This is a genomic window from Zobellia russellii, assembly GCF_018728565.1.
Lineage (GTDB): Bacteria > Bacteroidota > Bacteroidia > Flavobacteriales > Flavobacteriaceae > Zobellia > Zobellia russellii.
This window is the reverse complement of record NZ_JACSOI010000005.1, coordinates 101,301-127,922: the sequence shown is the minus strand read 5'-3', so window position 1 is coordinate 127,922 and position 26,622 is coordinate 101,301. Positions and strand designations below refer to the sequence as shown.

The 26,622-nt window shown below is 38.3% G+C and carries 24 protein-coding genes and 1 pseudogene; 1 reads left to right on the top strand and 24 read right to left on the bottom strand.

The window, feature by feature from the left end; translation table 11 throughout:
- Nucleotides 1-4: 4 nt before the first annotated feature.
- The 8 genes from H9565_RS13240 to H9565_RS13205 all read right to left on the bottom strand — a co-directional run bounded on the left by H9565_RS13240 (nt 5) and on the right by H9565_RS13205 (nt 8,346).
- A complete protein-coding gene (locus H9565_RS13240) occupies nt 5-1,333 on the bottom strand; it encodes a DEAD/DEAH box helicase (RefSeq protein WP_215440369.1) in 1,329 nt (442 codons plus the stop codon).
- Between the two features lie 122 nt (nt 1,334-1,455).
- Nucleotides 1,456-1,905 (bottom strand): KTSC domain-containing protein, encoded by a 450-nt coding sequence (locus tag H9565_RS13235; RefSeq protein WP_215440368.1) that lies wholly within the window; start codon nt 1,903-1,905, stop codon nt 1,456-1,458.
- Nucleotides 1,906-2,042: 137 nt separating this feature from the next.
- Nucleotides 2,043-2,771 (bottom strand): LytR/AlgR family response regulator transcription factor, encoded by a 729-nt coding sequence (locus tag H9565_RS13230; RefSeq protein ID WP_215440367.1) that lies wholly within the window; start codon nt 2,769-2,771, stop codon nt 2,043-2,045.
- Nucleotides 2,772-3,743, bottom strand: a complete 972-nt coding sequence (locus H9565_RS13225) for a sensor histidine kinase (protein WP_246560613.1) — start codon at nt 3,741-3,743, stop codon at nt 2,772-2,774.
- 70 nt (nt 3,744-3,813) lie between these two features.
- On the bottom strand, nt 3,814-5,034 hold the full coding sequence (locus tag H9565_RS13220; RefSeq protein ID WP_215440365.1) for an ABC transporter permease: 1,221 nt from the start codon (nt 5,032-5,034) through the stop codon (nt 3,814-3,816).
- Between the two features lie 2 nt (nt 5,035-5,036).
- On the bottom strand, nt 5,037-5,780 hold the full coding sequence (locus tag H9565_RS13215; protein WP_215440364.1) for an ABC transporter ATP-binding protein: 744 nt from the start codon (nt 5,778-5,780) through the stop codon (nt 5,037-5,039).
- 5 nt (nt 5,781-5,785) lie between these two features.
- A complete protein-coding gene (locus H9565_RS13210; RefSeq protein ID WP_215440363.1) occupies nt 5,786-7,009 on the bottom strand; it encodes an efflux RND transporter periplasmic adaptor subunit in 1,224 nt (407 codons plus the stop codon).
- Between the two features lie 5 nt (nt 7,010-7,014).
- Nucleotides 7,015-8,346 carry a TolC family protein gene (locus H9565_RS13205; protein WP_215440362.1) on the bottom strand — a complete coding sequence of 444 codons (1,332 nt, stop codon included), beginning with the start codon at nt 8,344-8,346 and terminating at the stop codon, nt 7,015-7,017.
- A 233-nt stretch (nt 8,347-8,579) separates the two neighbouring features.
- On the opposite strand from H9565_RS13205, the gene H9565_RS13200 reads away from it, so the two are divergent.
- Nucleotides 8,580-9,077, top strand: a complete 498-nt coding sequence (locus H9565_RS13200; protein ID WP_215440361.1) for a hypothetical protein — start codon at nt 8,580-8,582, stop codon at nt 9,075-9,077.
- Between the two features lie 90 nt (nt 9,078-9,167).
- On the opposite strand, the gene H9565_RS13195 is transcribed toward H9565_RS13200, so the two are convergent.
- From H9565_RS13195 to H9565_RS13125, 16 genes and pseudogenes are all read right to left on the bottom strand, one after another.
- Nucleotides 9,168-10,640: a CotH kinase family protein gene (locus H9565_RS13195; RefSeq protein ID WP_215440360.1), complete on the bottom strand. Its 1,473-nt coding sequence runs from the start codon at nt 10,638-10,640 to the stop codon at nt 9,168-9,170.
- Nucleotides 10,641-10,837: 197 nt separating this feature from the next.
- Entirely contained in the window at nt 10,838-11,563 is a 726-nt protein-coding gene (locus H9565_RS13190; RefSeq protein WP_215440359.1) for a phosphatase PAP2 family protein, read from the bottom strand.
- Nucleotides 11,564-11,805: 242 nt separating this feature from the next.
- Entirely contained in the window at nt 11,806-13,197 is a 1,392-nt protein-coding gene (locus H9565_RS13185; protein WP_215440358.1) for an NAD-dependent succinate-semialdehyde dehydrogenase, read from the bottom strand.
- 37 nt (nt 13,198-13,234) lie between these two features.
- Nucleotides 13,235-14,353 carry an alkene reductase gene (locus H9565_RS13180; protein ID WP_215440357.1) on the bottom strand — a complete coding sequence of 373 codons (1,119 nt, stop codon included), beginning with the start codon at nt 14,351-14,353 and terminating at the stop codon, nt 13,235-13,237.
- A 358-nt stretch (nt 14,354-14,711) separates the two neighbouring features.
- On the bottom strand, nt 14,712-15,674 hold the full coding sequence (locus H9565_RS13175) for a LamG domain-containing protein (protein WP_215440356.1): 963 nt from the start codon (nt 15,672-15,674) through the stop codon (nt 14,712-14,714).
- A 238-nt stretch (nt 15,675-15,912) separates the two neighbouring features.
- Nucleotides 15,913-17,805 (bottom strand): monovalent cation:proton antiporter-2 (CPA2) family protein, encoded by a 1,893-nt coding sequence (locus H9565_RS13170; protein WP_215440355.1) that lies wholly within the window; start codon nt 17,803-17,805, stop codon nt 15,913-15,915.
- Nucleotides 17,802-18,401: an NAD(P)H-dependent oxidoreductase gene (locus H9565_RS13165; RefSeq protein ID WP_215440354.1), complete on the bottom strand. Its 600-nt coding sequence runs from the start codon at nt 18,399-18,401 to the stop codon at nt 17,802-17,804. Before H9565_RS13165 ends, H9565_RS13170 begins: the two co-directional genes overlap by 4 nt.
- Nucleotides 18,402-18,481: 80 nt before the next feature.
- Nucleotides 18,482-19,267: an SDR family NAD(P)-dependent oxidoreductase gene (locus tag H9565_RS13160; RefSeq protein ID WP_215440353.1), complete on the bottom strand. Its 786-nt coding sequence runs from the start codon at nt 19,265-19,267 to the stop codon at nt 18,482-18,484.
- A gap of 55 nt (nt 19,268-19,322) precedes the next feature.
- A complete protein-coding gene (locus H9565_RS13155; protein ID WP_215440352.1) occupies nt 19,323-20,402 on the bottom strand; it encodes a bestrophin family protein in 1,080 nt (359 codons plus the stop codon).
- A gap of 56 nt (nt 20,403-20,458) precedes the next feature.
- Nucleotides 20,459-21,421 carry a 2OG-Fe(II) oxygenase gene (locus H9565_RS13150; RefSeq protein WP_215440351.1) on the bottom strand — a complete coding sequence of 321 codons (963 nt, stop codon included), beginning with the start codon at nt 21,419-21,421 and terminating at the stop codon, nt 20,459-20,461.
- 207 nt (nt 21,422-21,628) lie between these two features.
- On the bottom strand, nt 21,629-22,612 hold the full coding sequence (locus tag H9565_RS13145) for a zinc-dependent alcohol dehydrogenase family protein (protein WP_215440350.1): 984 nt from the start codon (nt 22,610-22,612) through the stop codon (nt 21,629-21,631).
- A gap of 169 nt (nt 22,613-22,781) precedes the next feature.
- Nucleotides 22,782-23,480, bottom strand: a pseudogene (locus H9565_RS13140) (enoyl-CoA hydratase/isomerase family protein); the annotation flags it as partial.
- Nucleotides 23,481-23,495: 15 nt separating this feature from the next.
- Nucleotides 23,496-23,627 (bottom strand): hypothetical protein, encoded by a 132-nt coding sequence (locus H9565_RS20245; protein ID WP_262897836.1) that lies wholly within the window; start codon nt 23,625-23,627, stop codon nt 23,496-23,498.
- Between the two features lie 122 nt (nt 23,628-23,749).
- On the bottom strand, nt 23,750-24,616 hold the full coding sequence (locus H9565_RS13135) for an AraC family transcriptional regulator (protein ID WP_077399401.1): 867 nt from the start codon (nt 24,614-24,616) through the stop codon (nt 23,750-23,752).
- Nucleotides 24,617-24,630: 14 nt separating this feature from the next.
- The gene (locus H9565_RS13130; protein ID WP_215440349.1) at nt 24,631-26,274 is read right to left on the bottom strand and encodes an FAD-dependent oxidoreductase; all 1,644 of its coding nucleotides are present in this window, start codon (nt 26,272-26,274) and stop codon (nt 24,631-24,633) included.
- 12 nt (nt 26,275-26,286) lie between these two features.
- The gene (locus H9565_RS13125) at nt 26,287-26,556 is read right to left on the bottom strand and encodes a UBP-type zinc finger domain-containing protein (protein WP_215440348.1); all 270 of its coding nucleotides are present in this window, start codon (nt 26,554-26,556) and stop codon (nt 26,287-26,289) included.
- Between the last annotated feature and the right edge of the window lie 66 nt (nt 26,557-26,622).

The following is a 26,622-nucleotide window of genomic DNA, read 5'->3' as shown; positions in this document are numbered from 1 at the left end:
CTGCTTATTTTTTTAGGGATTCCAATTTTGGAGTGGCCGGAGTAATTTGTACAATATGATCCGCCAATACCTTCTCTATCAGTTCTTCCTTTGTTAAATGATGGAAAATGGTCTTTATCTTATCCTTTGTTTCTACGGATACATTACGATTGGGTTTTGTCTTGAAAACGCGTTTGGCCCAAAGCGTCAAATTGGTCTCTTCCCTATCTTGAGCATCCTGTTTCTTCATTTCATTGAAAACCAGTCCCAATTCTTCCTCAAATTCCGGTATGTCCTTACGCTCTTCCTCCTGTATAATACTTAGGGAAAGTCCTTTTGCCCCTGCCCTAGCGGTACGTCCGCTTCTATGCACATAGGCCTCATAAGTATCCGGCAGGTGATAATTTACCACATATGAAATCTCTTTTACGTCAATACCGCGCGCCGCTAAATCCGTAGCAACAAGGATGTCTATATGACCTTCCCTAAATTGTCCCATGATGCGGTCTCTAATCCCCTGGGTTAGACTACCATGTATGGACCCTGAAGAAAATTTGTTGATGGCCAGCTTTTTGGCCAATTTATTAACGGCCGCTTTTGTTTTGCAGAAAATAATGCCACGCTCCCCTTCCTTGGTGTTTAAAAAATGAAGCAGCACCTCTAACTTTTCTATAGGCTCTACCACGATATATTTGTGGTCAATACCTTGGTTGCCCATCTGCGCCATATCCGCTTCTATGTGCACTACATGTTTAGACATATAGTTCTGTACCAATTGCTTTACGGTGCCGGGCATGGTTGCGGTAAACAATAAGGTTCTTCTGGATTTTGGCATTTCCTCGCCAAGCTTGTCCAAATCGGTCTTTAATGCGGTTACCATTTCATCGGCCTCGTCCAATACTAAAAACTTTATCTTTTTTATACTGACGGCCTTGCGCTGAATCAAATCGATTAACCGTCCTGGGGTGGCCACGATTATATGGGTAGGTTCCTTAAGACGTTCTATTTGAGGTTTAATGGGTATGCCACCACAAACCGAAGTTGTGAAAATAGCAGGACTGTGCGCTGCAAAAGAAACCAAATTCTCATAAATTTGATGCCCCAATTCCCTGGTGGGTGATAGAATTACGGCCTGCACCTCTGTTTTTTCGGTATTAATCAACTGAAGCAAAGGCAAACCAAAAGCAACTGTTTTACCGGTTCCCGTTTTGGCCAATGCCACTACATCTTCTTTCTGTTTCAGAAGAATGGGAATGGTCTTTTTCTGAATATCCGTAGGAACGGAAATCTTTAAATCGGTTAAGCTTTGAAGTACTTGCTCGTTGATTCCTAAATCGGAAAATGATGTAGACATAAAATGGATTTAAACAAAGATAAGTACAGCTAGCCCCAGAAAGGTATTAAAAGATGTACTATTTAATTGAAAAAAGGGGCTTTAGAATTAAGCCCCCTTTTGAAATTGTATAAAAATAACGTTTACGCTTCCTGTAGCGTACGTTTGGATTTTCTGTAAATGTATTTTGGGTAAATGCTACGCTTGGCAAAACGGTTCAATTTATTGGAATTTACCATTTTAATATAAACGGATTTGGTTACTCCAAAATATTCATAGGTGGTACCATCCATAAAAGTAATCTCCAACAACATACCTTTGTGAACATAGTCCGCTATACCGGAATTGGTAATGGTTTCCGTATAGGCATCAAGGTTGGCCGCTATGGTTTCAGGAGCAATGCTCACCAAAAAGTGATAGCCGTCAATAATAGCTCGGCTTTTAACTTCTGCCTCTTCGCGCTTAGCGTCCCCTTCCTGAAATTTATCCGGATGCCATTCTTTTACCAAATTACGGTAGGTGGTCTTAAGTGTCTTAAGATCAATCTCCTTTTCAATTCCGAACAACTTCTTATACTGACTAATGCGTTTCATAGACCCAATTTTTGAAGCGGCGAAGCTACGTCTTTATTTTGAACCACTTACCGTTAATTTTGCCTTTTTTTAAAGGGTTGAAATTAAACCGTTTTTAAGGTGTTTTGGCAGGTAAAAAGAAGATAATACCTTAAAAATTAAAGGGAGTTGTTATTTATAAAATCCAGAAATTTGGGCTTGTACTGTTCGGAAACGGTTATGCGCTGATTATTGATAATAATCTGACTTCGCTCTATAACTTCTACGTTTTTAAGCGATACGATAAACGAGCGATGTACCCGCATAAAATTTTCTTCCGGCAGTTCCTCTTCCAAACTCTTTAGGCTCATTAAAGTTAAAATGGGTTTGGGATTGTCTTTTAACCAAATCTTAATATAATCCTTTAAACCTTCAAAATACAGGACATCATCTAGTTTGATCCGCAACTGTTTGTATTCTGATTTTACGAAAAGAAATTCCTTTTTATCCGAAACCATCGAAGGTTTATTAGAACCACGCACCAATGAAAACCATTCAAACGCTTTATTGGCCGCTGCCAAAAATTCCGCATAGTCAAAAGGTTTCAATAAATAGTCCAACGCCTCTACTTTAAAGCCTTCCAGAGCATATTGGTCAAAAGCAGTGGTAAAAATGACCCTGGTTTGCTTGGGCAGCATTTTTGAAAATTCCAATCCCGTTAAATCGGGCATTTGAATATCCAAAAAAAGTAAATCTACTTCTTGGTTAAGGAACTGCATGGCCTCAATAGCACTGCTACATTTCTTTTTGAGTACCAAATAGGGTGTTTTCTCTACATAACTTTCAACCAAGTTAAGTGCCATGGGCTCATCATCAACAATCACACATGTAATTTGTATTCCTTCCATTTAAGTCTCTACTTTTAAATTAACCCTATACACACCTGCTGCAAGCTCCTTTTTAAAAATATGTTTATTGGGATATAATAGTTGTAACCGCTTTTCTAAATTGGACAACCCTATACCGGAACCACTTTTGTCATTATCCTGTTTTGGGAAATTATGGTTTTCAATAGTAAAATCCACTATTCTCCCCTTAATGGTCATATCAATAGAAATGATACTGTTCTTATTTGCCGACACCCCATGTTTAAACGCATTTTCTATCAACGATATAAATAATAAAGGTGCAATCTGAACCTGGTTTTCACTAATAGGGAAGCTAGATTCTATTTCTGTTTTATCGGTCAACCTGAGTTTCATTAAATCTATGTACTTACGCATAAATTCAATTTCCTTGGATAACGGCACTAATTCTGTATTGGTTTCATACAAAAGGTAGCGCATAAGCTTTCCCAAACTATGGATGGTAGATTTTGCTCTTTCCGGAGAAATATCAACCAAAGAATAGATATTGTTCAGGGAATTAAAAAAGAAGTGCGGTTGTAACTGATATCGCAAATGCTGAAGTTCCGTTTGCAATTTAAAGTTATCGGCCTCTTTGCGTTCCGCTTCCGTTCTAACCCAGCGTTTGGTAGTCTTTATGGCTATAGAGAAAAGTACCGGTGCCGCATAGGAAATCATCTGTACATATAAAAACAACTTAATAGGAGGCCCCTCTTTAGGATTATCGCCCGGCGCTCTTCTCGCAAGTCCTTGAAAGAAAGTGTCCTCTATCTGTTCTTTCAAAAACATAAAAAAGGCAATGGCCACAATGTTGAAAAGGATAAACTTCAGGGTTTTCTTTGGGAATAAAAACCTATCTATAAGAACGAAAAAATTGAGATAGAAAATAACCGCATAGAACAACATTGGAATCAAAAAGTGCGCTATGAGCCTATTGATATCCGATTCTTGGCCATATGACAATATATAGGGCATGCTAAACAGAACAAGCCATATAAGTATATGCTGAAAGAATATTATTTTTTTGTTTTTATACATAACTGCTTTATTCATAGCGTAATGCCGTAATAGGGTCCAATGCCGATGCTTTTCTAGCTGGGTACCATCCAAAAAAGATTCCGGTAACCGCACATACCACAAATGATATAATTATGGAATATAGTGCCACACTGGTAGGCCAATGTAAGAACTTTTCAATAAAAACGGTTGCGCTCAGTCCCAAGATTACACCTAGTACCCCACCGGTAATACTAATTAAAATGGCCTCTATCAAAAACTGCATTAAAATATCCGAACCTTTGCCACCAACTGCCATTCTTAAACCAATTTCCTTGGTACGTTCTTTAACGGAAACATACATAATATTCATTATTCCAATACCCCCGATCAGCAAAGAAATTCCGGCTACGGCCACCAAAAGAATGGTAAGCATTTCACTCGTAGAACTAAAGGTAGAAATTAATTCTTCCATAGAACGAACCGTAAAATCATCTTCATCATAATCCAGTAGTTTGTGCTCAGAACGTAAAATATCCGTTACTTGTGTTACCGCTTCCGGGGCATCATCCTCACTAATGGCAGAAGCCACTATCTGATTTAAATAATCAATAGCCAAAATACGTTTTTGTACGGTGGTGTAAGGAGCTATTACCACATCGTCTTGATCTTGGCCAAAAGTGTTTTCGCCTTTTTCTTCTAAAACACCAATAACTTTAAAAGGAATATTGTTGAACCTGATCATCTGCCCTACGGGCTCTTGTCCGTCAGGAAATATATTGTCAACCACCGTTTGCCCTATAACCACAACTTTAGAGGCTGATCTTACCTCGGCATCCGTAAACATACTCCCACTTTGCAAGCCCACCACTTTTATATTCAAATAGTCCGGGTTTACGCCGTAAATTGTACTGGGCCAGTTGTTGGCCCCATTAATAACCTGACCTCCACCGTTCACTACCGGAGTAACGTAACTTAATAAAGATGCCTGCTCTTTTATTACGTCATAGTTTTTTAGGGTAAGTGTTTGCACATCCCCTCCACTACCTCTTGCAGGACCTCTGTCATCAGTACCCGGTCTTATGGTAATCATATTGGACCCCATATTTGATATGGTAGCCCGTATACTTTCCTTGGACCCTTCTCCAATTGCCAACATAGCAATTACCGAAGCTACCCCAATGATAATTCCTAACATGGTAAGCAGGGTTCTTGTTTTATTAAGAACAATAGCTTTAAAAGCGATTTTAAATAGATTTAATAGTCTCATAATTAATCGTCTTGTTTGGGCAATTTTGCCAGTTCTTCTGATGCGGAGAGTATGTTGTGATTTTGATAGTCTTGTATGATGTTACCATCTTTTAAGACAATAGTTCTATTGCTAAATGTGGCAATATCCGGTTCGTGCGTCACAAATGTTATAGTTATCCCTTTTTGATTCAATTCCTGAAACAAAGACATAATTTCATAAGAAGTACGTGTATCCAAGTTTCCCGTGGCCTCATCTGCTAATATCATCACCGGATTATTAACCAAAGACCTAGCAATGGCCACACGCTGTTGCTGTCCACCGGAAAGTTGAGATGGCGTATGGTTCAACCGTTCTGCCAAACCCACCATTCCCAATGCCTTTATAGCGCGTTCCCGACGTTCTTCCGTAGATACCTTACTGTTGTATAATAATGGTAATTCTACATTCTCAATGGCCGATGTTCTAGCCAACAGATTATACGATTGAAAAATAAAACCTATTTTCTCATTTCGTATAGTGGCCAATTCATTTCTGCTAAGGTTTTTAACTTTTACACCATCTATTTCATAGTTCCCTGCCGTTGGTTGATCCAAACACCCTAAAATATTCAATAGGGTACTTTTTCCCGAACCGCTGGACCCCATGATGGTAACGAACTCGCCTTCTTTGATATCGAACGAAATCCCCTTTAACGCGTGAACCGTTTCGGTTCCCATGGTAAACTCTCGTTTTAAATCCTCAATTTTTATAATTTCTTTACTCATGGCTTTTATTTTTTCTTGCTACCTCCTGGTGGTTTTGGCATAAATGGACTCTCATCCGTACCTCCTTGAGCGACCGCTGTTTTAGTAGATTCGGATTTTAAACTATACACTACTTTATTCCCCTCATCTATACCGTCTACAACTTGAACGTTTACCCCATCACTAGCACCTAATGTTACCTCCTTGGGTATGATAGCTCCATTGGCTTCATAAACCCAAACTATGGATTTATCTTCCTCCGAATCTATTGGTTTTTGCTGGGAAGGATCAACGGACAATTCTTGTTGTTCGTTATAGGCCATCATCTCAGGTGGAGTTGGCTTAAAATTAATTGCCTTAGCTTCAATAGATAACACATCCTTAAGTTCCAAAGTGTAAATAGAGATCGTGGCCGTAAGACCCGGCTTTAATTTTAAATCGGGGTTATCTGCTTTTATAACAACCGTGTAGGTTACCACGTTGGAAGTTACGGTTGGATCTAACCTTACTTGCGTAACGATTCCATCAAATACTTTTCCTTGATAGGCATCTACCGTAAAACTAACCCGTTGCCCTTCTTTTACATCGCCTATATCTGCTTCATCTACATCGGCTTCAACTTGCATTTCTTTTAAATCTTGAGCTATAGTAAAAAGGGTTGGTGTGCTGTAACTGGCCGCAACCGTCTGCCCTTCATCAATATCCCTTGAAAGTACAACCCCATCTATTGGTGAGTAAATATTAGCATAACCCAAATTTGTTTTTGCTTCCTGCAAATCTGACATGCGCTGTGTTACCGTTCCCTTTGCCGTTTGGTAATTGTAGAGCGCATCATCAAAATCCGACTTGCTAATTACCTGATTGTCGTATAGCGTTTTCTGTCTTTCGTAGATGATTTTCATATAATCTCTTTGACTTACCGCATTATCATAGGCGGCTTGTGCCTGAACGGTTGCTGCCTTAAGATTTGTTTTGTCAAGCTCCGCAATCAACTGACCTTCGGTAACCACACTGTTATAATCCACATAGATTTTTTCCACAACTCCGGAAACCTGGGTACCCACTTCCACTTGGGTAATAGGCTCTATAGTTCCGGTAGCCGTAACCATAGTGGTTACATCTCCTTTTCTAGCGGTAATGGTCTTAGCTTCAATAGCAACTTTATCATTGCCATTTATAAAACCTAATGCAACAATGGCCAGTATAACCATAGCTATACCTCCAATAATGATGTTTCTTTTATTTTTCATTTTGATTAAAGTTTAATATCGTTTCCTTGATAGAATTGTAATAATTGATGGTAAAGAATATTTAAGTATTTAGCCTGTAAGTAATTCTCTTGAGCGTTGGTATAGGTGTTTTGGCTAATCACCAAATCCGTTGTACTTAAATCACCCAATTCATATTTTTTTTGTGCCAGATTATAGGATTGCTCCGCTGCGTTTTGAGATGCTTGTGCAGCAACAAGTTGCTCTTGTGAAGAAACCGCATTCTGATAAGCTGTTTCCACTTTTTTAATGACCTCTTTTTCTATACTTTGTTTCTGCAACTGTGCTTTTTCAATATTTATAGTGGCTGTTTGTACGGCCGCTTTGGTCTGGTTCCTATTGAAAATAGGAATGCTTAAACTGAGACCTAATTTCTGATTGAAATTGACATCTAATTGATCTCCAAAAGTGTTATCGTTTATACTTGTATATCCAGAACCAAGACTACCGATTAGGGACAATGTGGGCAAGTACCCTCCTTTGGCTATATCCAACTCTTTCTCGGTAATGGCAATGTTGGTTTTGCTGGCCTCAACCTCCGGTAAATATTCCAATGCATTGGTATAAATTGCCTCCTTATTCAGCTCTAGGTTAATCAAATCCATATTCTCATCCAACGTTTCAATTTCCAAGGGTTCCAGAGGTGATAATTCCAATAACTGTTTTAAGGTGATAATGTTCTGGGCATAATTATTTTTAGCCGAAATAACATTATACCTATTGGTAGCAGCTTGACTCTGTGCTTCGGTATAATCACTTAAGGCGATGGATCCCGCATCTAATCGCGATTTTGCCCGAATCACTTCCTTTTCAGAAGCTTCAAGGTTATTCTGGGCTATGGCAATCCCCTCTTTACTGTAAAGTGTTTGCAAATAGGTTTCCAAAATACTGATAACGATACTGTTCTTTGCTTCTTCCTCCAATAGTGTGCTTTGCTCTAGAAGTAGTTTATTCTGCTTAATTTGATTGCTCAACTGATTGCCTTGAAATAAGGTCATAGAACTATTAATACCCAAGTTTGTATTATGAATTTGATCGGAAACATAATCACTCGTAATAGGGTCAATAGTAGTACCACTTGAAAAACCTTGTGATGCACTTCCGTACAAATCCGGTAGTCTGGCAGATTTTGCTTTGTAATAATCTACTTCAGAACTATTCTTGTTTAACGTGGCATCTTTTACGGTAATGTTATTTTCAATGGCGTAGGTAATACAGTCTTCCAAGGACCATATCTTTTCACTTGTACGCTCGGGTACCACTTGTCCATAGGAAATTTGAGCGAACAAAAAGCTTGCAAGGATTATATATAGTTTCATTTATGCGTGTTTTTAATTTACACTTCAAATGTGAAACTATAGGCGCACACATGAAAAGGGAATAGAAGTTTGACCCATTTGACTATACGAAACTGCTGTTTTTATCGACGGGATTTTTGGGGTAACTCTAGAAATCAAGCTACTGTTAAACTTCTACCAAAAAACAGTTCTTACTTAAGTTAAATGTAGTCCAATTCCTATATTTGAAATAAGATGAGCCAAAACCTTTGTTTATGAAGAATCTTCTTTTCTCGGTTTTCTGTTTCTATTTTCCGCTTACCGCATATAGTCAAATAGTCCCCAAAGAAAAGATTTCGCTAGATTCTTTACTCATAAAAAATTTATCTCACTACCGTTTTGAGGCCCCCTTGAATTTAAACGGAGAAGTTTTTAAAACTGGTTATTTTGATTATCAGATATCCGAAAAATTCAGTGCCGGCCTAGAACGCAATTATGCCAAGTTTGGCACCCACGAGCAAATTGCGGGTGCTATAGTTCTTAAATATGATGTAAATGAGAAGACCTATCTCTATGCACGTACCGGGAAGACCTTTGATATTGATCAACGCACCGGAGGTATTGAGAGTGCCTTAATAAATGTGAATTTAGGTATTGGTTACAGAATAAAGGAAAAACAAGTACTGGAAGTAGGCATAATAGCCGGTAAAACCAACATACCAAGTCTTCCCCCAACAAATCAGTTTTTATTGTCCATACGGTTTAGATTCTGATGGCCGTAAATACAAAAAATCCGGCTACCAACGGCAACCGGATTTTCTCTCAAAACTAACCCCTACATCATCTTACGTCATAAAAACTCACTAATTCAAATAATTATCTACTGCCGCCGCCCTTTCGGACACATGGCTATTCAATTCACTTATAGCCGCTTGGAAGTCCGCACTGGAATTCAAGAACGTATATCCCTCAACTTCCGCCGTAGCATACGCCTCAACTAATGAAGCATAGGCAGCGTATTTGGTTTGCATTGCGCTAACTGTAAAAACGTTATTGGCAAACTCCTGTACATAGCTATCATATTTTGCCTTGTACGTGGCATCTTCATACATGTATCCAATCAACGGCCACTCTGTATCATTTAAATCCGAGAAATCTAAAGCCAAAGCACCTTGTTGATTGCCCCGTTGTAATGCTTCGTTATTATCCCATGGAATCCACGCCAGTTTTTCTGTATCGGGATTGTTGTACAAAAAGTAATTATGTGTCATTCTTCCATAGGTGTCCCAGTTTTGGATGACCGTATTTACCGCCAAGTAATTCAAGAATGTATCCGTATCAAAAACGGTTTCTAGTTGGGTACGCCACGCATCAGGATCAGTGGTACGGATATCTGCATGCAAAGCGGCAAAAAGGCTTTCTATATCAGAAAAGTCAGCTTCGTCCTCATTGGTTTTCTTAACGAATACATCTTCAGAAAAAGAGCCATCCGCAAAGCTTGCACCATCGCCATCAGGTTTGTACAAATTACCATCATTATCGGAAAATTGGGTGTCTATAACCGTATCGTCTACCTCTTCTACCAATGTATACACGCCAAAATATTCAGGGCCGTTACCATGGTCTACGTACACTTCATAAATAGCGGCATGTGAGCTGGCCAAACCGGCTTCTCTAAACAAATCCGTAGCTACTTTTTCGCGCAGCATAGATTTATCATTGTAATTATTTTTCAGGCTCAATTTTTTAAACCCGTAAAAACGCTGGTTATCAATTTGTGGGTACTCGTCTTCAAACTCATCAAAATCTAGCTTAAAGGACAGTTTTAATATTCCTGCGGACCAACTGGATTGCAAACTAGAGTTTCCTTTAAAACGTAGACCTACGCGGTACCATTCCTTATCTTCAAAAAGAACTTCTCCAGGCACAAAAATTGGGTCTTCGTCAGTTTCTACAAGTCCACCACCTGGTCCACCAGGGCCCGGTCTGCCACCTGTACCACCAAATTCTCCATATAGAGTGGTCATATCATCTAACATACTCTGCCAGCGATCTTCTGTAATAATTAGGTCTAAGCGCTTTACGGTGTTATCTTCAAAAACCACATCAAAATTAGGATCGGCAGATTTGCTATGTGTGGCATCCGTCCAATCCGAAGCTTCAAAATCACTATCGGCATATGATTCCACATAAACTTCGTCATCCTCCGTTTCTTCGTTAGATTCGTCGGTTACCTCTACACCATCTTCCGTAGTAGTTATGGCATCATCATCTGAGCAAGAAATTGTAAACGAAATATGCATTGCCAGCAGGACCAACAGGCTTATTTTTTTCATTGTAAATGTATTTTGAGTTATAATCTATAAAACAAAGGTGCTTATTTGAATTGCACCCTTTTTGAAGAATCTGTGAATGACAGATACTTTTCAGTGAATTCTTAAAACTATACAGTGGAGTATTTAAGCGAGTAGAATTGTAAAACCAATCTTTAGCTTTAGGCAGCTGAGATATTGGTTTTAATGTAAAAAGTAAATCAGAATGACTTAGAAAAATAAAGCCCCACGAAGCCATCCGAATAACGGGGAATTAGGGAGATATTCTTAGATTTTATAAACGGATTCCACTTGAACAAATAGTCAAAATGATAAACCAGTCTTGTTACCAATATTCCTATACCAGCGCCTGCAAGGATATCTGAAATATAGTGTTTGTTGTTGAAAAGCCTTAAGCCACCCGTTACAGCCGCAAAACCAAAGCCACTGTAAGCTAGATAGGCATTGGTGTCTTTATATTCTTCATAAACTGCAGCACCTGATGCAAAAGCAATGGATGTATGACCGGAGGGAAATGCGTTATCATTAGAGCGATCGGGCCTATACTTAACAACGGAATTTTTAATTGCCCTGGTAAATACATCCGTTAGAATCATGGAGACCGCTAAGTTTTTTGTTTGATCAAACCAATGATGTTGTGCTTTTACTCCAGCCACATTGGCTACGACAAGCGTGGCCACTGGGGCATACCGTGTATAATCATCCAAGTGGGTGCGAAAGTCATTGCCCACCCAACCTTGAGCTGTTTCATGCAATGATATTTCAAAACCACTATCGGATAAAAGTATTCCTGTTGTAAGTAAGGAGAGGGGTAAAATTGTCCTTTTCAGTAATTTGTTCTTGCGTGGTGGCACGATGCTATCCTTTTGGGCACATAGGTTTCCTAAGGTGAAAAATACTAATAGGAGGATACAATTTTTTCTCATACGGGGGTACTGTCTTGGTTGTTCTTTATTCCTATTATCCAGAACAATACTATATTCCAAGACTTTAGAACCAAAACAATATACTAAATGTTTTAAGAGAATTCATCGTTCGCTTTATTTTTGTTTGCTTTAGGTTTGAGGGGCAACCCTCTATGATTGTACATAAAACAGGGCTAAGAGATGGGAAAATCCACATACCCTTGACCCTGTTTTTGTTTTAAAAAACGCTGTTTTTAAGCAACTTACATATTAACTTTCATTACAGCTTTGACATTCACAAATTCACGAATTCCGAACCCACCGTGCTCTCTACCATAACCAGAGTTTTTCACTCCACCAAAAGGCATATTGGGCGTGGCCAATCCAAATGAATTGATAAATACCATTCCCGTATCAAAATGTTTCTTGGCTAATTCAAACGCTTTGTCTTCATTTTTGGAGAAAATTCCTCCTCCTAATCCAAACCTACTATCATTAGCTATACGCATGGCATCTTCATTATCCTTTGCTTTAATCAGTGAAGCGACCGGCCCAAAAAGCTCGTCATCATAAGCTGGCTGTCCGGGTTCCAAGTTTTCTAGAATCGTTGCAGGGTAAAAGAATCCATCAGTATCCGGCATCTCACCGCCAATAAGAACTTTTGCTCCTTTTTTTACACTCTTCTGAACTTGCTCATGAAGAGTTTCACGTAAATCTTCTCTCGCCATTGGCCCTAAATCCGAATCCTCTTTTGTAGGGTCTCCCAATTTAACTTCTTTCATCGCTTTTACAAAAGCATCACGAAACTCATCGTAGACCTTCTCAACTACAACAAATCGTTTAGCAGCTACACAAGTTTCCCCGTTATTATAAATCCTGCCCATTACGCTGGTTTTGGCAGCCAATTCAATATCTGCATCATCAAGAACCAAATACGCATCGTTACTACCCAATTCAAGTACCGTCTTTTTTAGTGCGGCCCCTGCTTTTTTGGCAATTATTTTTCCTGCATCTGGGCTACCGGTTAGGGTTACGCCACGAACAAGTTCATTTTCAATAATTGCATCGGACTGGTCATGTTCTATAAGCAGAACGGTAAATAGATTCTTGGGCAAGCCCGCACGTTCGTAAATTTCTTGCAGTAGCAATGCTGATCCCGTTACACCACTGGAGTGTTTTAAAAGAACCCCGTTACCCGCCATTAAATTGGCAATTGAATAACGTACCGCTTGGTAAGCCGGAAAATTCCATGGCTGTATACCGTAAATTACCCCGGTTGGAGAATAGGAGATTATCCCCTTGCCCCCGTTCGGCAATTCTCGTTCTTCATCTTTTAGATGTTCTTGACCTTCGGTTGCTGTGTATTCGCAAATAGCACTGCACAAATCTATTTCTTGAGCACTTTGTTTTAAGACTTTACCCATTTCCTGGGTCATCAGTTTGACGAACTTGTCTTTATTTTTTTTCAGCTCTTCGCCAATGGCCTTTATTATTTCTGCACGCTCAGCAAGTGATTTTAAGCGCCATTCTTTAAATGCATTATGACATTTTTCAACTGCATTTTGAGCTTCTTCATTGCTCATATATTCATATTCCTTGATTTCCTCTCCCGTTGTTGGGTTTATTGTAGAAAATCCGTTTACTAAAGTTTCCATTTTCAATTTAGATTTTAGGGTTAAACTATCTTCTGGTCTATTGATTAGGGATTAGTTCTCTCGTTTTTGCTTCATAATCAGTGTAGCCCTTCTTTCCCGTTGTATAAAAAGTATTTTTGTCCCATTCTGAAATTTCTACGTTTTCCCGAAAGCGACCTACCAAATCGGGATTAGATATAAATAGTTTCCCAAACGCTACCAAATCTGCATTTCCTTCTTCCAAAACAGCATTGGCCTTCTCTTGGTCAAAACCACTATTTATCATCAAGGTTCCATCATATTTCGGCCTGTAGCGTTTAGCTATGTGTTGCTCGGCAAACTCAACTTCAGACACATCATTAAAAGGTTCGGATAAATGGATATAGGCCAGGTCATATTCCTTATCCAACTTCTCAATAATATAATCAAAGGTGGGAATGGTTTCTTCATCCATTGTCATTCCAAAAATGTTATGTAACGATGGGTTAAACCGAACCCCAATTTTTATCTCAGGAATTACTTCTTTAACAGCATCTAAAACCTCAAAGAAAAAGCGGGCTCTATTTTCAATACTACCTCCATACTCGTCTTCTCTAATATTGCTGGTTCCATTAAAAAATTGATGAAATAAATAACCATTGGATGAATGTATTTCAATACCATCAAAACCAGCGGCAACAGCATTTTTGGCCGCTTGAACGAATTCATTCTTAGTGGTTTTGATATCCTCCTGGGTCATTGCCTTTGGAGTAACCGTTTTTTTGCTGCCTTCGGGCGTAAACACTTCTGTTTCCGGATTGATTGCGGACGGTGCCCAAGGGAGTTCACCGTTGTGAAAATCAGGATGCGAAATTCTACCTACATGCCAAAGTTGAGCAAAAATTATTCCACCGGCCTCGTGAACAGATTGTGTCACTTTCTTCCACCCTTCTACCTGTGGTTTTGAATAAATTCCGGGTGTATTAATATAACCAACTGCCTTCTTAGACACTTGGGTGCCTTCTGTTATTATGAGTCCGGCAGTAGCCCTTTGAGTGTAATAGGGTACATGCAAATCTTCTGTAGGTGCATTTTCACTGTTATTTGCCCTACTACGCGTCATTGGTGCCATTACAACACGGTTGGGTAATTCTATATTGCCTAAAATATAAGGTTTTAAAATACTTTGTTCTTTCATATTTCCTTCTTTAAAATTCTAAGTAAGACTGTTCATCTTTAAAGTCTTGTTCGTGAAGTTAAGGAAGGTGAAAAGGGCTCAATGATTCAATAAAAATTGATTTTAGCTTATATGTGATGGTTGAAAATGTGATGTGCCACTAATTAGCAACACACTCTTAATAAGTGCTCTATATAGCATTTAATAAATACCATCATTAGTTTGAAAATTGAAATAGAAACTACGACAAGTTATACTGCTCAATACAAGAAAATCTTTCTCACATCAAACTGCAATACTAGGTTATAGATAAAAAAATAGGGCAAAAACAAGTGTTCATGCCCTACTCCTACTAAACTAACAACTCAACATTATTGTTTTATTCCTTTTCTACCAGTTGATAGGTATGTATCCAATCTACTTTCATTGTATTCATAGTACTATCCTGCAGATGCTCTTTTTTAGCCAGTCCTCCTAGCCAATCTGCATCAACGGTCCACAAGTCCCAAATGATATTTAATTCCCTTGTAAAATTGCGTGCGGAAACCACATTCCCTGCTGGTTCACCGTCCAAATAAAATTGAATGTGTGTTTCGTCCTTCCACCAAACACCAAAAGTGTGGTAGGCCTCATTCCACTGTATTCCTTTAAGCGGATTGTCGTTGGAGAGTTCCCTATTATCAAAATTACCTTTGTTGCGCTTGGTGTCATCATCGATTACGTGAAAATATTGAGAGTTCATTTGCCACGGAAAATCAGGTTGACAATCGCATGACGGGTTGGAATTGTTCTCAATCACATCAATCTCGTTTCGGTTTGAGATATTACCGTTGTTCAACCAAAATGTATTGTATGCGGATATGTGTGCTCCTTTTATACGGCTGACCGTGTACATGGGATAGTTAATTCGTGTTTTGGACATTACACGAGAAGACTGAAACCAACGTTTCTCATTTTCGGCCAAGGTTGCCTTAATCCATAAATTTCCATCATTTACACCAGAGTTTTCAGAAACCATATTCACCGGTACGCCATAGTTCCACAAAGACTTCGTCCATTTTGTATCATCAAAGGTATCGTTAAACTCATCCGAAAGTTCAGATACTAACTTCCATTCCATTCCTTCTGGGGCGTGCGGTGGTGTCTGTCCGCTAAAATCATATACTATATTTTCAGAAACGGGTTCTTCAGTCTCCTCTTCTTCTTCTTCTGTAGGTGTTAATTCCTCCTCGTTAGGTAGTTTCTCCTCTGTTTTTAATTCATCTACTTCTGAGGCTGTTTCGCTTTTGCAAGAAATACATAAAATGATGAATAAAATCACTGTGCTTTTGAGAAAGGTCATAGAAGAGAATGTTGAGTCATTAATACAAAACCGAATGTAATTGTATAGACCCTACACGCCATGAAAAAACACTCAATAAAAACTTGACAAGCTCATAAAGCAACCCTACAATTTCTAATCAAAAAATTCTAAACCACTGATTAACAGTATAAGTACTGTTTTAATTGAGTCTGCCTGGAGTAGCCGAAATCAGTTTCTTTAGTCTTGAAAAATATGATGTGTCAATTCTAAAACAAGTCTATTTTAGAGTATTCGTACCGCTGAGCATAGCTCTAATTTGTTCACTATCCCAATGATTATCAAACTCTACTACGCCTCGTTTTAAATCTTGTTCCAGTAGTTTTTCTTGTTGTTCCAGCTCTTTCCTTGCCTTAAAGATATAGTCCTCATCACCTATCTTTGTTTCTTTGGCCAATCGTCTTAAACTATCTTCATCATACTTAATGAAATTCTGCGCTTGACGCTGTAAGGTGTATTTTCTAAAGCCCATTTGACTAAGAACTTCACTGGCCAATTTTAAGGAAGTTTCCAAAGACTCCCTATAAATATGATCTATTTCCATGTTCAGGAATTCATAGGCCGCATACCTATTTTTGGCCCGTACCATAACCTTAACCTTTGGGTAGTTACTTTTTACCGTTTTTGCCAAGGTCTTTATCACATCTGGGTTATCCATAGCACAAATAAGAAAATTAGCCTCGGCTATACCTGCCGATTCGAGCAAATCCATACGAGTGGCATCACCATAATGCACATCAAAACCCATTTTACGTAAAAAATCTACCCGGTTGGAATCATGGTCCAAAATAGTGGCCTCTACACCATGTGTCCTAAGAAAACGCCCAATAGTACTTCCAAAATGACCGAAACCTACCAAGATAATCTTTTGCGATTTTGCAATGTGGTCCATAGGTCTTTTTATAGATTCTTTGGTGCCAAAATGAGGTAAAAGCACTCGCTCGTTCACCATACCAATAATGGGTGTAACCGTCATAGTCAAGGCGGTAACCACCAACATAATATCCATTTGGTTTTGCTCCAGAATATTTAACTGAAACGCAAAAGACAACAGTACAAAAGCAAACTCCCCTATTTGTGCCAAACTAAACGTCAACAGCAATTTCTGATTTAGTTTCAACTTAAAGGCCGCGCCGGTGATAAACAAAATCAAAGCTTTAATAACGATTACGGACAGTAAAATGCCGCCAATAGTAAGCGGACTCTTTGCTATTACGATAAAATTTATTGAAGCTCCTACGGCCATAAAGAACAGACCCAAGAGTAAATTTTTAAAAGGCTCCAAAGTACTTTCCAGCTCATGCTTAAATTCACTATTGGACAAGACTACACCACCTAAAAAAGCTCCAAGTGCAGGGCTTAACCCAACGAGCTCCATCAAAAAAGAAATTCCGAAAACAATGAGTAGTGCTGCAGCAATCAATAATTCCCTAACACCGGTTTTGGCCACTTTACGGAGCATAGGCACTATTAGATATTTTCCTGCTACAACTATAGCAAAAACCGAAACCAAAATGGACAAGGTCTGCAATCCCAATGGTAAATTCTGAAGTAAATTAGCGTGAGTATCACCATTCTCTACAGGAGCTTTTTCCGTGTTTGCCAATAAGGGCAAAGCACCCAACATAAAAATGACAATGATATCCTGAAACAATAAAATGGAAAATGAAGACTGTCCAAAAGTGGTGTTCAACAGGCCTTTTTCTTTAATGGTCTGTAATGCAATTGCGGTAGATGACAAGGCCACCGCCATTGAAAAAGTTAAGGCGACTTTCCAGTCAAAGCCCAATACAATAAATAGCGAATAAGAAAGTATTATAGTCCCCATAACCTGTAAACTTCCCATGCCTACAATGGTCTTTCGCATTTTCCAGAAGTTTTTAGGCTCTATTTCCAGACCAATCAAAAACAACATCATAACTACACCAAACTCGGCAAAATGAAGAATGTCTTCTCCTTCATTTCCTATAAAACCTAAAACGTAGGGACCTATTAATACGCCTGCCATTAAGTACCCCAATACTGAACTTAGTCCAAGACGTTTGGCAATAGACACGCAAATAATGGCTCCCAATAAGAATACAATAGCTTCAAAAAGTATACTACCTGTCATATCTGCGGATTTAATTGTGGAATATCATTGATAAACGAAAAGTTTCCTACGTCTGATAGGGACATATCACTTTGCAGCAAATCAATCAATTTATCATACTTATGGGCATAATCGTATAATTCCTTATCCTCAATTCTATGGGTGCCCATTACGGCAAAAGGCGGAAAGTATTGCATACCGCATAAATTTGCCGTTTGTTCAAAAGGCCTTAAAAACTCTTTTACCGAAAAACTATTGGTTCCTTGTTCGCAGTACAATGCCCTGGAGCCTCCCGTGGTAATTACGTTTAAACATTTTTTTGAGTACAATGCCTTACCGCTAGGCCCATAAGCCCAACCAAATTCCAGCACCATATCTATCCATTGCTTCATTAAGGGAGGACAACTGTACCAATAAAAGGGATGGTGCCAAATTAAAATATCATGTTCACTTATGAGCTCTTTTTCGGCCTCTACATTTACGTTAAAATCAGGGTATTTCTCGTATAGGTCATGAAATGTTACACCTTCTTTGTATTTAATCTTATCTACCAAAATGGAGTTTGCCCTAGACTTTTCAAACTTAGGATGCGAAAACAAAACCAAAATCTTTTTCATTTTGCGAATTTAGGTGAAAATGACATGTAAAAATCCATCCATTTTTCTTTTTAAAAGAAATAACCCCTGCTTAATCTACTCTAATGCATAACTATAGCATCCGTAAGTTTAATCAACTCTTCAATTTTCACGTTGTTATAAGCCTCCGCATGAGCTTTGTTATATCCACCACGGTCATTATCAAAAAACTCACCTGATTTTGCTAAATCTGTCATACTTAAATTGTACAGAATGTCAACTCCTTTTTCTGCAGGAGACCAATGCTGCCCATAAGCTTCTTTAGCCATTTTGGTATTTAATAAGGAACCCGGATTTACCGCCACTACCGTGATTGATGGTTCTTGTTCCGCTAAATAAAAACTCCACATTGTTAATGCCAGTTTGCTTTGTGCGTAAGCTTCGTTGGCACCCAAACCTGTTTTGCCTTCTAAAGCTTGTACATTTATAGTGGATTGCGCGGCAGAACTTAAATTCACAACTTTTGGTGCGTCCGATGCTTTTAAGTTTGCTAATATGCCATTTGTTAATACATAGGGTGCAAAGTAGTTAACCACAAACCGAATATCTGTAGTACCACTATTGCTATTCGTCATTAAAACACCTGCATTGTTAACCAAAACATCAATTACTGGCATTTTTTTAGCAACCTCTTCAGCCATTTTTTTAACCGCATTTAAGTCTGAAAAATCTGCTAAAAAGCCTATTACATTTTCATTATTAGATTGCTGTTTTATTTCTTTTAAAGTAGCGCTTAATTTAGCATCACTCCTACCGTGAATGGCAACAAAGTTCCCTTCTTTAGCCAAACGCAAGGCTAGTAATTTGCCTATGCCGTCTGTACTTCCTGTTATTAATATATGTTTCATTTTATAAGCTTTATCTATTGAGTTTTAATTTTAAGTATAGAATCTAGTTCAATTGTTACATTTGAGTATTTGCATATTCAGGTAAAGGATCAGGAATTTCATATTTGTCATCATCAATCATTTCTCTAATATCAATTTCTATTGCTCTAGAAATAGTGGAAATTGGCACATCATTACCCATTCCTTCAAAAGGATTTTCAGAAGTATCTCCTACACGCTCCATAGAAAAAAATATCCACGAAATAATAATGGTAAAGGGAATAGATAACCACACAAAATGTTGGACTATAAATCCAAAAAACGCATTGTGCACACCAGATGCTACCAAAGATTGCGCAGTTATATCAAACTGGCGCATAAAACCAAAAGGCATTATGAAAATGAAAATCCAAACAAAATAGGAGTTCAAAGTAGCAAACTGTCTGGGATATGGGAAATTTTTAATTCGTTCTGCTTTTCCTTGCAAGGTGAACAACTCACCAATTATATTTTGAAATTCTACGTGTCTGAAATTATCAATTAACCCTAATGAAACCAATTGTCTAATGTGTTTAGATTGAAGGTTTAAAACCGCAGTTTGCTTGTTTGTTTTAGTGAGTACCTTAGCTTTTTCATCCAAAGACAAATAACCTTCTAACTCATCAGATAACGAATTTTCAAATTCTAGAACCTTTATTTTTTTCATATGCTCTTGATCAGACTTATTTGTTTTAGCCGTTTCCCAACTCTTTTTTTGGCGCAAGGCATGTCTCAAGGAACTCATCCAAGCAACATGGCGTAAAACCATTGTTTTTCTTATCTGAAATAGTTCAGCTTCTGTTTTAGGCTTATCGGTATTACTATTGGTTACAAAATCGTTAACCATTGTTGTAAACCAACGAGATGCATTTACTATGCCGCCATAAATTTTTCTAGCTTCCCATTGTCTATCGTAGGAAGCATTGTTTTTAAAACCAGTAATAAATGCTAATGCCATACCAATTAGTCCAATTGGTTGCCAAGGCAATGTAAGCCATTTAAAACCGGCTACTTCGTAAAGTAGAACAGGAATTAATGCCGTTATAAAAAAGATATAAATATACCTTCTTGTCCATTTTAGAACAGTTACAATTGGATATTTAGGTTTGGTGTACATAATTATATAGTTTATGAAAACTGGCAGCACAAATGCTGCCAGTTTCTTATGGACTTTTAAAACGGTGCAACGGTATCTTTAAGACCATCAGGTAAACTCCAACGTTGGCGAGCGGTAACGCTTTCCAAGGCAACATCTTTAATAGAGTCACTGTTACTATTCCCGTAACTACTGGTACTACCACGTGGTATTTGCATACGGTCACCATACAACCAAACTACTAAATTACTACGTTGTCCGCTTGTAATTGGATGTGTTGCGTGTGGCACATTACCTCTATGGATGATGGCTTTTCCTGGCTCAAAAATAGCTTGTACCGTTTTTCCTGAAGCCTTATCATAAAAATCGACCTCAGATCCTGTAAACTTTTCATCCGGTAAGTTAATGTTGATATTCAAGGTAGCCGCAGAAGCATCGGTATGTGCGTGTAAATCCTTGTCCTTATCTGGATTGTACTGTATTGAAAATCCAAAAGTCTGATTGTCATAACCATAGGTTCCCAATAGCAAACGCGCTATAGGACGCATAAAACGGTCCATCATATCATTATAAAAAGCCTGAAAATTAGGTGCTGCCAAATGCCCTTCAGAACGAGGATCTAGCATCATTCCATATCGGTTTAACTGTATACCGTAAGGCGCACGTTTTGGTACTCTTGAGTTTGCCACAGCTTCTAAATAGTTGCGGAAATCCGCTAAGCGATCTACATCAAAAAACTGTGCTACATAAACTCCTGGTATAACTTCATCCCATAAATCGGCAACAGCAGACTCTTTTTCTGGATTTTCCCAAGCGTCCTTAATAGCTTTACGTAAACGTGGGTCAAGCAAAGTTTCGTCAGGAACTAGTAAATCGTCTTTGTTTTCTAGTTCCCATTCTGTCCAAGCAGCTTCTAGCAATTTTCGGTTTTCATTCCAAAATTGTGAAACAGATGGATCGCGTCTTAAGGATAATTCTCTTGATGGTACTTCTAAAGCACGAGCTTCCGCAAGTGCATTTGTATGTTCTATTGTTTTCATAATTATATGTTTTTAGTATAGCTACTGCTATTGTATTTTTTATCTATAACAAAATTACGCACAACCGGCTGTTCTGCTTTGGTAGTAAAAATGGTGGTTTTAGTAAAAAACAAGGTTTTGCTATGTTTTAAATGAAAAATGCCTCTAAAAAGAGGCATTTAACACTATTAATCAACCATAAGGATACATTGCAAATCCCTACTGTTTTTAGTTCTCAACTACTATTTTACCAATAGCTTTTCCGCTTTGTAAATGTGCGTAAGCATCACCAACTTCTTCTAACGAGAACTTGTTTTGATCTACTATTGGCGTTAAATGTCCTTCGTTAGAAATTTCAGCTAAACGCTCTAAAATAGTTCCGTGTGCATCTCTTTTAAAATTGTGCAACATTGGTATTAGCATAAATACTACGTGTAATGATGCTCCTTTAAAGTGCAATGGCGTTAAGTCTAACTCACATAACGACACCGTAGTAGAAATATGTCCGTTTAAGGCAACAGCTTCAATAGAATTGGTAAGGTTTGCACCACCAACCGTATCAAAAACCACATCAAAACCACCATCGGTATATTTTGCTGTGTAATCTGCTACTTTTTCTGTTTTAAAATCGATGAAGGTTGTACCAAATTTTTCAACAATAGCTTTTTGATTATCACCAGTACCTGTAGCAAAAACTTCTGCTCCAAAATACTTTGCCAACTGCACCGCTAAATGACCAACACCACCAGAACCACCGTGTACCAATACTTTCTGACCTGCTTTTACGCCTGCTCTTGTTAAACCTTCATAAGCTGTAATAGCTACCAAAGGTAAAGCTGCAGTTTCGCGCATTGTTAAGCCTTTTGGTTTGTGCGCTACAAGGTTGCTATCCGCTACAATATATTCCGTTAAGGTTCCTGGTAAATCGGCTAATCCGCCAGCGCAACCGTATACTTCATCGCCTACTTTAAAACCTTCTACTCCATCTCCAACAGCTTCTACAATTCCTGAGAAATCCATTCCCAATAAGGCTGGTGTAGCTGGTGATAATGGTAAATCGGTTCCCATATTCTTAATCATAGTGTCAATCGTATTTACACTAGATGCCGCTATTTTTACCAATACGTGATTTGCTTTTACTGCTGGTTTTTCAATTTCTGATACTTCGAAATTTCCGTTTTCTCCGTAGTTGTTTATAAGCATTGCTTTCATAATCTTTCTTCTTTTTATTGTTTTAATCTGTTTATCTGTGGAAATATCTCTAGCCTTAGACAGAGACTTTATTTTATTCGCTATTCGCTATTCGCTGTGCGCAACACGCTCTACGCAAACTGCGATATGCGATTGGCGTAAAGTGTGTAGCGCAAGGCGCTCGGCGCCCTTAATTTACTTCTTGAATATCCATCACCATTTGTTCCCAATTCTTTTGGTTGTTATGGTCAAACTGAGCGCCATTTTCATCTGCGTAGGTGAATCTTTTTATGGCAGGTGTTCTACTTGTAGCCTGAAACAATTGGTAGGCTTCTTCTTTTAAAGCCTCTTTAATTGGTAAGTCTATAGACGCATATACTGCACGTTTACTAGCTGCAATAGAATCTGCCGGAAATTTAGAAATACGTTCTGCCAAAGCATCTACATAAGGTCCTATTTCATCTGCATCTAATGCTTTGTTAATAGTTCCGAACTTTTCAGCTTCGTCTGCATCCCAATCTCTGGCTCCTAAAATAATTTCCAATGCCTTACCTAAACCTGTTTGTCTTGCCATACGTGAAGCGCCACCACCACAAGGTAAAATGCCCATACCTACTTCCATTTGCATAAATTTGGCTTTACCTCTTGCTGCAAAACGCATATCCAGTGCCAACGCCATTTCGTGTCCGCCACCACGCGCAAAACCTTCAATTTTAGCTATGGTTGCTTGTGGTACGTTGCTTAATCTTTCTAAAATTGCTTGTAAGTCCAATAACTGTACTTCGTTTCTTGGTACCGCTTCCATAGACATATCTCTAAGTAAGTTGGTATCATAATGACATACCCAATAATCTGGATTTGAAGATTCAAAGACAACTACTTTTACGCTTTTATCGCACTCTAATCATAAACAAAGACTGCTTAAATCTGCAAGCATTTCTTGCCCTTGTACGTTTACAGGACCAAAATTGATAGTCACTGTTAAAATTCCTCCTTTTTGTTCTGCCGTAAATGTTTGAAAATTCTTGTATTCCATAGTATTGAGTTTTTGGTTAATTATTGTTCTGTTATTAATACAGTACAAAGTTACCTAGGCACTCAAGCTCTGGATAAGTAAAAAACAAAGGGCTTTTAGTAAAAAAAGAGGTAAATGGTAATTTATTGGGAAATACTTGCCTTATAAGCACCAATAGTCATCCCCTTATAACTTTGGAAGGTCTTGTTAAGGTGACTAGAATCTGTAAAGCCTAATTCCATTGCAATCTCTGAGAACTGCAGATCCGTATATTTTAATCGGGTTTCTACTAGTTTTAATTTGTAGTTAAGAATGTACTTTTTTAGCGATACATCAGTATGTTTTTTAAAATATTCACTGATATAATTGTCCGCCATATGAAACTCTTCTGCCAAGTTTTTGGTGGTCAGCAATTCCGGATTGTAAATATTGGCGTGAATAAAGTTGATGATTTGCTGAATTTTGGAGGACTCCACTATTTTGGCACTCATATCAGCATTTAAAAACTGAATGTTACGGGCAATAAGGTGAAGAATTACAGAAAGTGAATTTTGAATGATAAACAGGTCGTATGATTTCTTTTTATCGTTTTCTGCAGCCACCATTTTAATTAAAGAAATCAAGTGAATTTTATCCGATTCGGTTTCAAAACGCATTTCACGTAATTGATGACTTTCACTGTTTAAAATCCCTTCAATTTTACGAAACCAATCGTTCACCGGAAGATTTGCATTTTGTGGTGCATCTCCCTTAAAAAAGCTTTTCAAGAATTTTATGGCAATGGTGGTAGTTGCCGATTCTGGGTTTACGATATAAATATCATCTGGTACAAAAACAAAGATGCTGTTAGCCGAATAGTTTACCGTTTTCCCATTAATCTTTATGGTGCCGCTACCCTTTTCAAAATACACAATCTCAAAAAACCTGATGGTAGTATACTTACAAAACTCAAAAAAGGTTTGGTCTTTGTATTCTTGAATTACAATATTTTCGATTATGGTACGTGGCATAGGGCTTAAAAGTACTATATAATTTTTGCTTCGGTTTCAAGCGCTAAAAATTTATGGATGTCACTAACTACAATAGACCCTTCACCTACTGCCGAAGCTACACGTTTAACCGACCCGGAACGTACATCGCCAACAGCAAAAAGTCCGGGTAAACTGGTTTCAAAAGTGTAAGGCTTTCTATGTTTGAATACCGATTCGCCATTTAAAGCATTATCGCAAATAGTGAGCCCTGTGTGTACAAAGCCTTTAGCATCCGTATCTATAATATTGTCTAACCACTCCGTACACGGTTTTGCGCCAACAAAAGTAAATAGGTAATTAATGTTGTTTTCTACTAAAGCATCGTTTTGTTCGATTTCTACCTTTTCCAAATACGTATCGCCGTCAACCTTAACGACATTACTACCTGTTAAAACTTCAATATTATCACATGCGAAAATTCGCTGAACAAGGTAATCGCTCATTTTTGCGCCAATATCCTCGTTTCTGATAATTACATATACTTTATGCGCATGGTTTGCTAAAAACAATGCCGCCTGACCTGCGGAGTTACCGCCGCCCACAATACCTATTTCGCTGTTTTTACACATATTGGCGTGCATTGAAGTGGCGCTGTAGTACACTCCGGAACCTTCAAATTTTTCAATACCTTCTAAAGGCAGTCTTCTATACGCCGCACCTGTTGCTGCAATGACCGTTTTAGCCTTTAATATAGATGTGTTGTTAGAATTAACTTCGTAATAACCATCTTTGCGCGCTATGCCCTCTACCCTATGCGGCACGGATATGGTACAACCAAATTTTTGTGCCTGTATGTAGCCATTATTGGCAAGGTCACGTCCTGAAATTCCGGTAGGAAACCCTAGATAATTCTCAATTTTAGAACTTTTACCGGCTTGTCCGCCAGGGGAATTACTGTCTATGGTCAACACTTTTAAGCCCTCTGAAGCGCCATAAACACTAGCAGCCAAACCAGCGGGACCAGCACCTACCACTAGAACATCATAAATATCATCATCCAATTGTAATCTAACACCGGTACACGTACCAATTTCATCTATGGATGGGCGAACGGAAATCTCATTCTGACTATTGATTAAAACAGGCAGGTCAGATTCTTTTAAATTGAAAGTTTCCAATAGCTGCACCAATCCGTCTTCCTTATCAGAATCAATAAAATTGTACCAAATATCATTCTTATCCATGAAATCACGGATAGCGTAGGTTTCATTGGAGTGTTCAGAACCAATGAGTTTAATACCCTGAACGTTGTTTTTCAGCGCGTCTTCACGCAATAAAAATGCATTCAGAAGTACATCGCTAATATCACTGAATTTGGCAATGGCACTTTTTAGATTATCAGGACTTATTCTTATAAGCTGGGTATTTGCCAAGGTTTCACCGCAAACCCCAACGGCTCTATGTGAGAGAATACTACTTGAACCTGAGAATTGATGCCTGGTATGAATGGCAATATTTTCATCTTTTTTATCAGGGTCTATAATTCTGATTCCGCCAGTAAGCACCACAAAAAAATCATAATGCCGGTCTCCAAAATCCAAAACGACCGTTGGCTCCTTATAGAACTCTATTTCACCGTACTTCTTAAGTTTTTCTACCTGAAAATTAGTTAATTCAGGAAATTTTGGATCGATCATAATTGGTTTGGTTTAATAGGTTGCAAAAGCATTATCAAGATAACACCAAAACCATTTTTCATTAGGTTCTGCCGAATTTATAACCGGATGCTTGGTTGCCTGAAAATGAGCCGTAGCATGTTTATTTTTAGAATCGTCACAACAAAGTGTTACACCACATTCTTGACATGTGCGCAAATGCACCCAGCCATCGCCCAGCTTAATACATTCCTCACAAACACGCTCAGTAGCAGTTTTAATCTTGGAAATGGCTTTTATGTGGTCGCAAGATTTTTGTCGCATACTAACTTCTTTTTATGGAGTTCTATAAATTTAGCGAAAGAACTTGATACTTACCACTTACATTTC

Bases quoted from the DNA above. Each gene is read 5' to 3' on its own strand.
- H9565_RS13165 (WP_215440354.1), bottom strand. From the start codon at position 18,401: ATGAAAAAGATTTTGGTTTTGTTTTCGCATCCTAAGTTTGAAAAGTCT.
- H9565_RS13230 (WP_215440367.1), bottom strand. From the start codon at position 2,771: ATGGAAGGAATACAAATTACATGTGTGATTGTTGATGATGAGCCCATG.
- H9565_RS13205 (WP_215440362.1), bottom strand. From the start codon at position 8,346: ATGAAACTATATATAATCCTTGCAAGCTTTTTGTTCGCTCAAATTTCC.
- H9565_RS13130 (WP_215440349.1), bottom strand. From the start codon at position 26,274: ATGATCGATCCAAAATTTCCTGAATTAACTAATTTTCAGGTAGAAAAA.
- H9565_RS13170 (WP_215440355.1), bottom strand. From the start codon at position 17,805: ATGACAGGTAGTATACTTTTTGAAGCTATTGTATTCTTATTGGGAGCC.
- H9565_RS13125 (WP_215440348.1), bottom strand. From the start codon at position 26,556: ATGCGACAAAAATCTTGCGACCACATAAAAGCCATTTCCAAGATTAAA.
- H9565_RS13185 (WP_215440358.1), bottom strand. From the start codon at position 13,197: ATGGAAACTTTAGTAAACGGATTTTCTACAATAAACCCAACAACGGGA.
- H9565_RS13150 (WP_215440351.1), bottom strand. From the start codon at position 21,421: ATGAAAACAATAGAACATACAAATGCACTTGCGGAAGCTCGTGCTTTA.
- H9565_RS13225 (WP_246560613.1), bottom strand. From the start codon at position 3,743: ATGCCCTATATATTGTCATATGGCCAAGAATCGGATATCAATAGGCTC.
- H9565_RS13190 (WP_215440359.1), bottom strand. From the start codon at position 11,563: ATGAGAAAAAATTGTATCCTCCTATTAGTATTTTTCACCTTAGGAAAC.
- H9565_RS13195 (WP_215440360.1), bottom strand. From the start codon at position 10,640: ATGAAAAAAATAAGCCTGTTGGTCCTGCTGGCAATGCATATTTCGTTT.
- H9565_RS20245 (WP_262897836.1), bottom strand. From the start codon at position 23,627: ATGGAATACAAGAATTTTCAAACATTTACGGCAGAACAAAAAGGAGGA.
- H9565_RS13215 (WP_215440364.1), bottom strand. From the start codon at position 5,780: ATGAGTAAAGAAATTATAAAAATTGAGGATTTAAAACGAGAGTTTACC.
- H9565_RS13210 (WP_215440363.1), bottom strand. From the start codon at position 7,009: ATGAAAAATAAAAGAAACATCATTATTGGAGGTATAGCTATGGTTATA.
- H9565_RS13240 (WP_215440369.1), bottom strand. From the start codon at position 1,333: ATGTCTACATCATTTTCCGATTTAGGAATCAACGAGCAAGTACTTCAA.
- H9565_RS13155 (WP_215440352.1), bottom strand. From the start codon at position 20,402: ATGTACACCAAACCTAAATATCCAATTGTAACTGTTCTAAAATGGACA.
- H9565_RS13220 (WP_215440365.1), bottom strand. From the start codon at position 5,034: ATGAGACTATTAAATCTATTTAAAATCGCTTTTAAAGCTATTGTTCTT.
- H9565_RS13180 (WP_215440357.1), bottom strand. From the start codon at position 14,353: ATGAAAGAACAAAGTATTTTAAAACCTTATATTTTAGGCAATATAGAA.
- H9565_RS13175 (WP_215440356.1), bottom strand. From the start codon at position 15,674: ATGACCTTTCTCAAAAGCACAGTGATTTTATTCATCATTTTATGTATT.
- H9565_RS13200 (WP_215440361.1), top strand. From the start codon at position 8,580: ATGAAGAATCTTCTTTTCTCGGTTTTCTGTTTCTATTTTCCGCTTACC.
- H9565_RS13235 (WP_215440368.1), bottom strand. From the start codon at position 1,905: ATGAAACGCATTAGTCAGTATAAGAAGTTGTTCGGAATTGAAAAGGAG.
- H9565_RS13135 (WP_077399401.1), bottom strand. From the start codon at position 24,616: ATGCCACGTACCATAATCGAAAATATTGTAATTCAAGAATACAAAGAC.
- H9565_RS13145 (WP_215440350.1), bottom strand. From the start codon at position 22,612: ATGAAAGCAATGCTTATAAACAACTACGGAGAAAACGGAAATTTCGAA.
- H9565_RS13160 (WP_215440353.1), bottom strand. From the start codon at position 19,267: ATGAAACATATATTAATAACAGGAAGTACAGACGGCATAGGCAAATTA.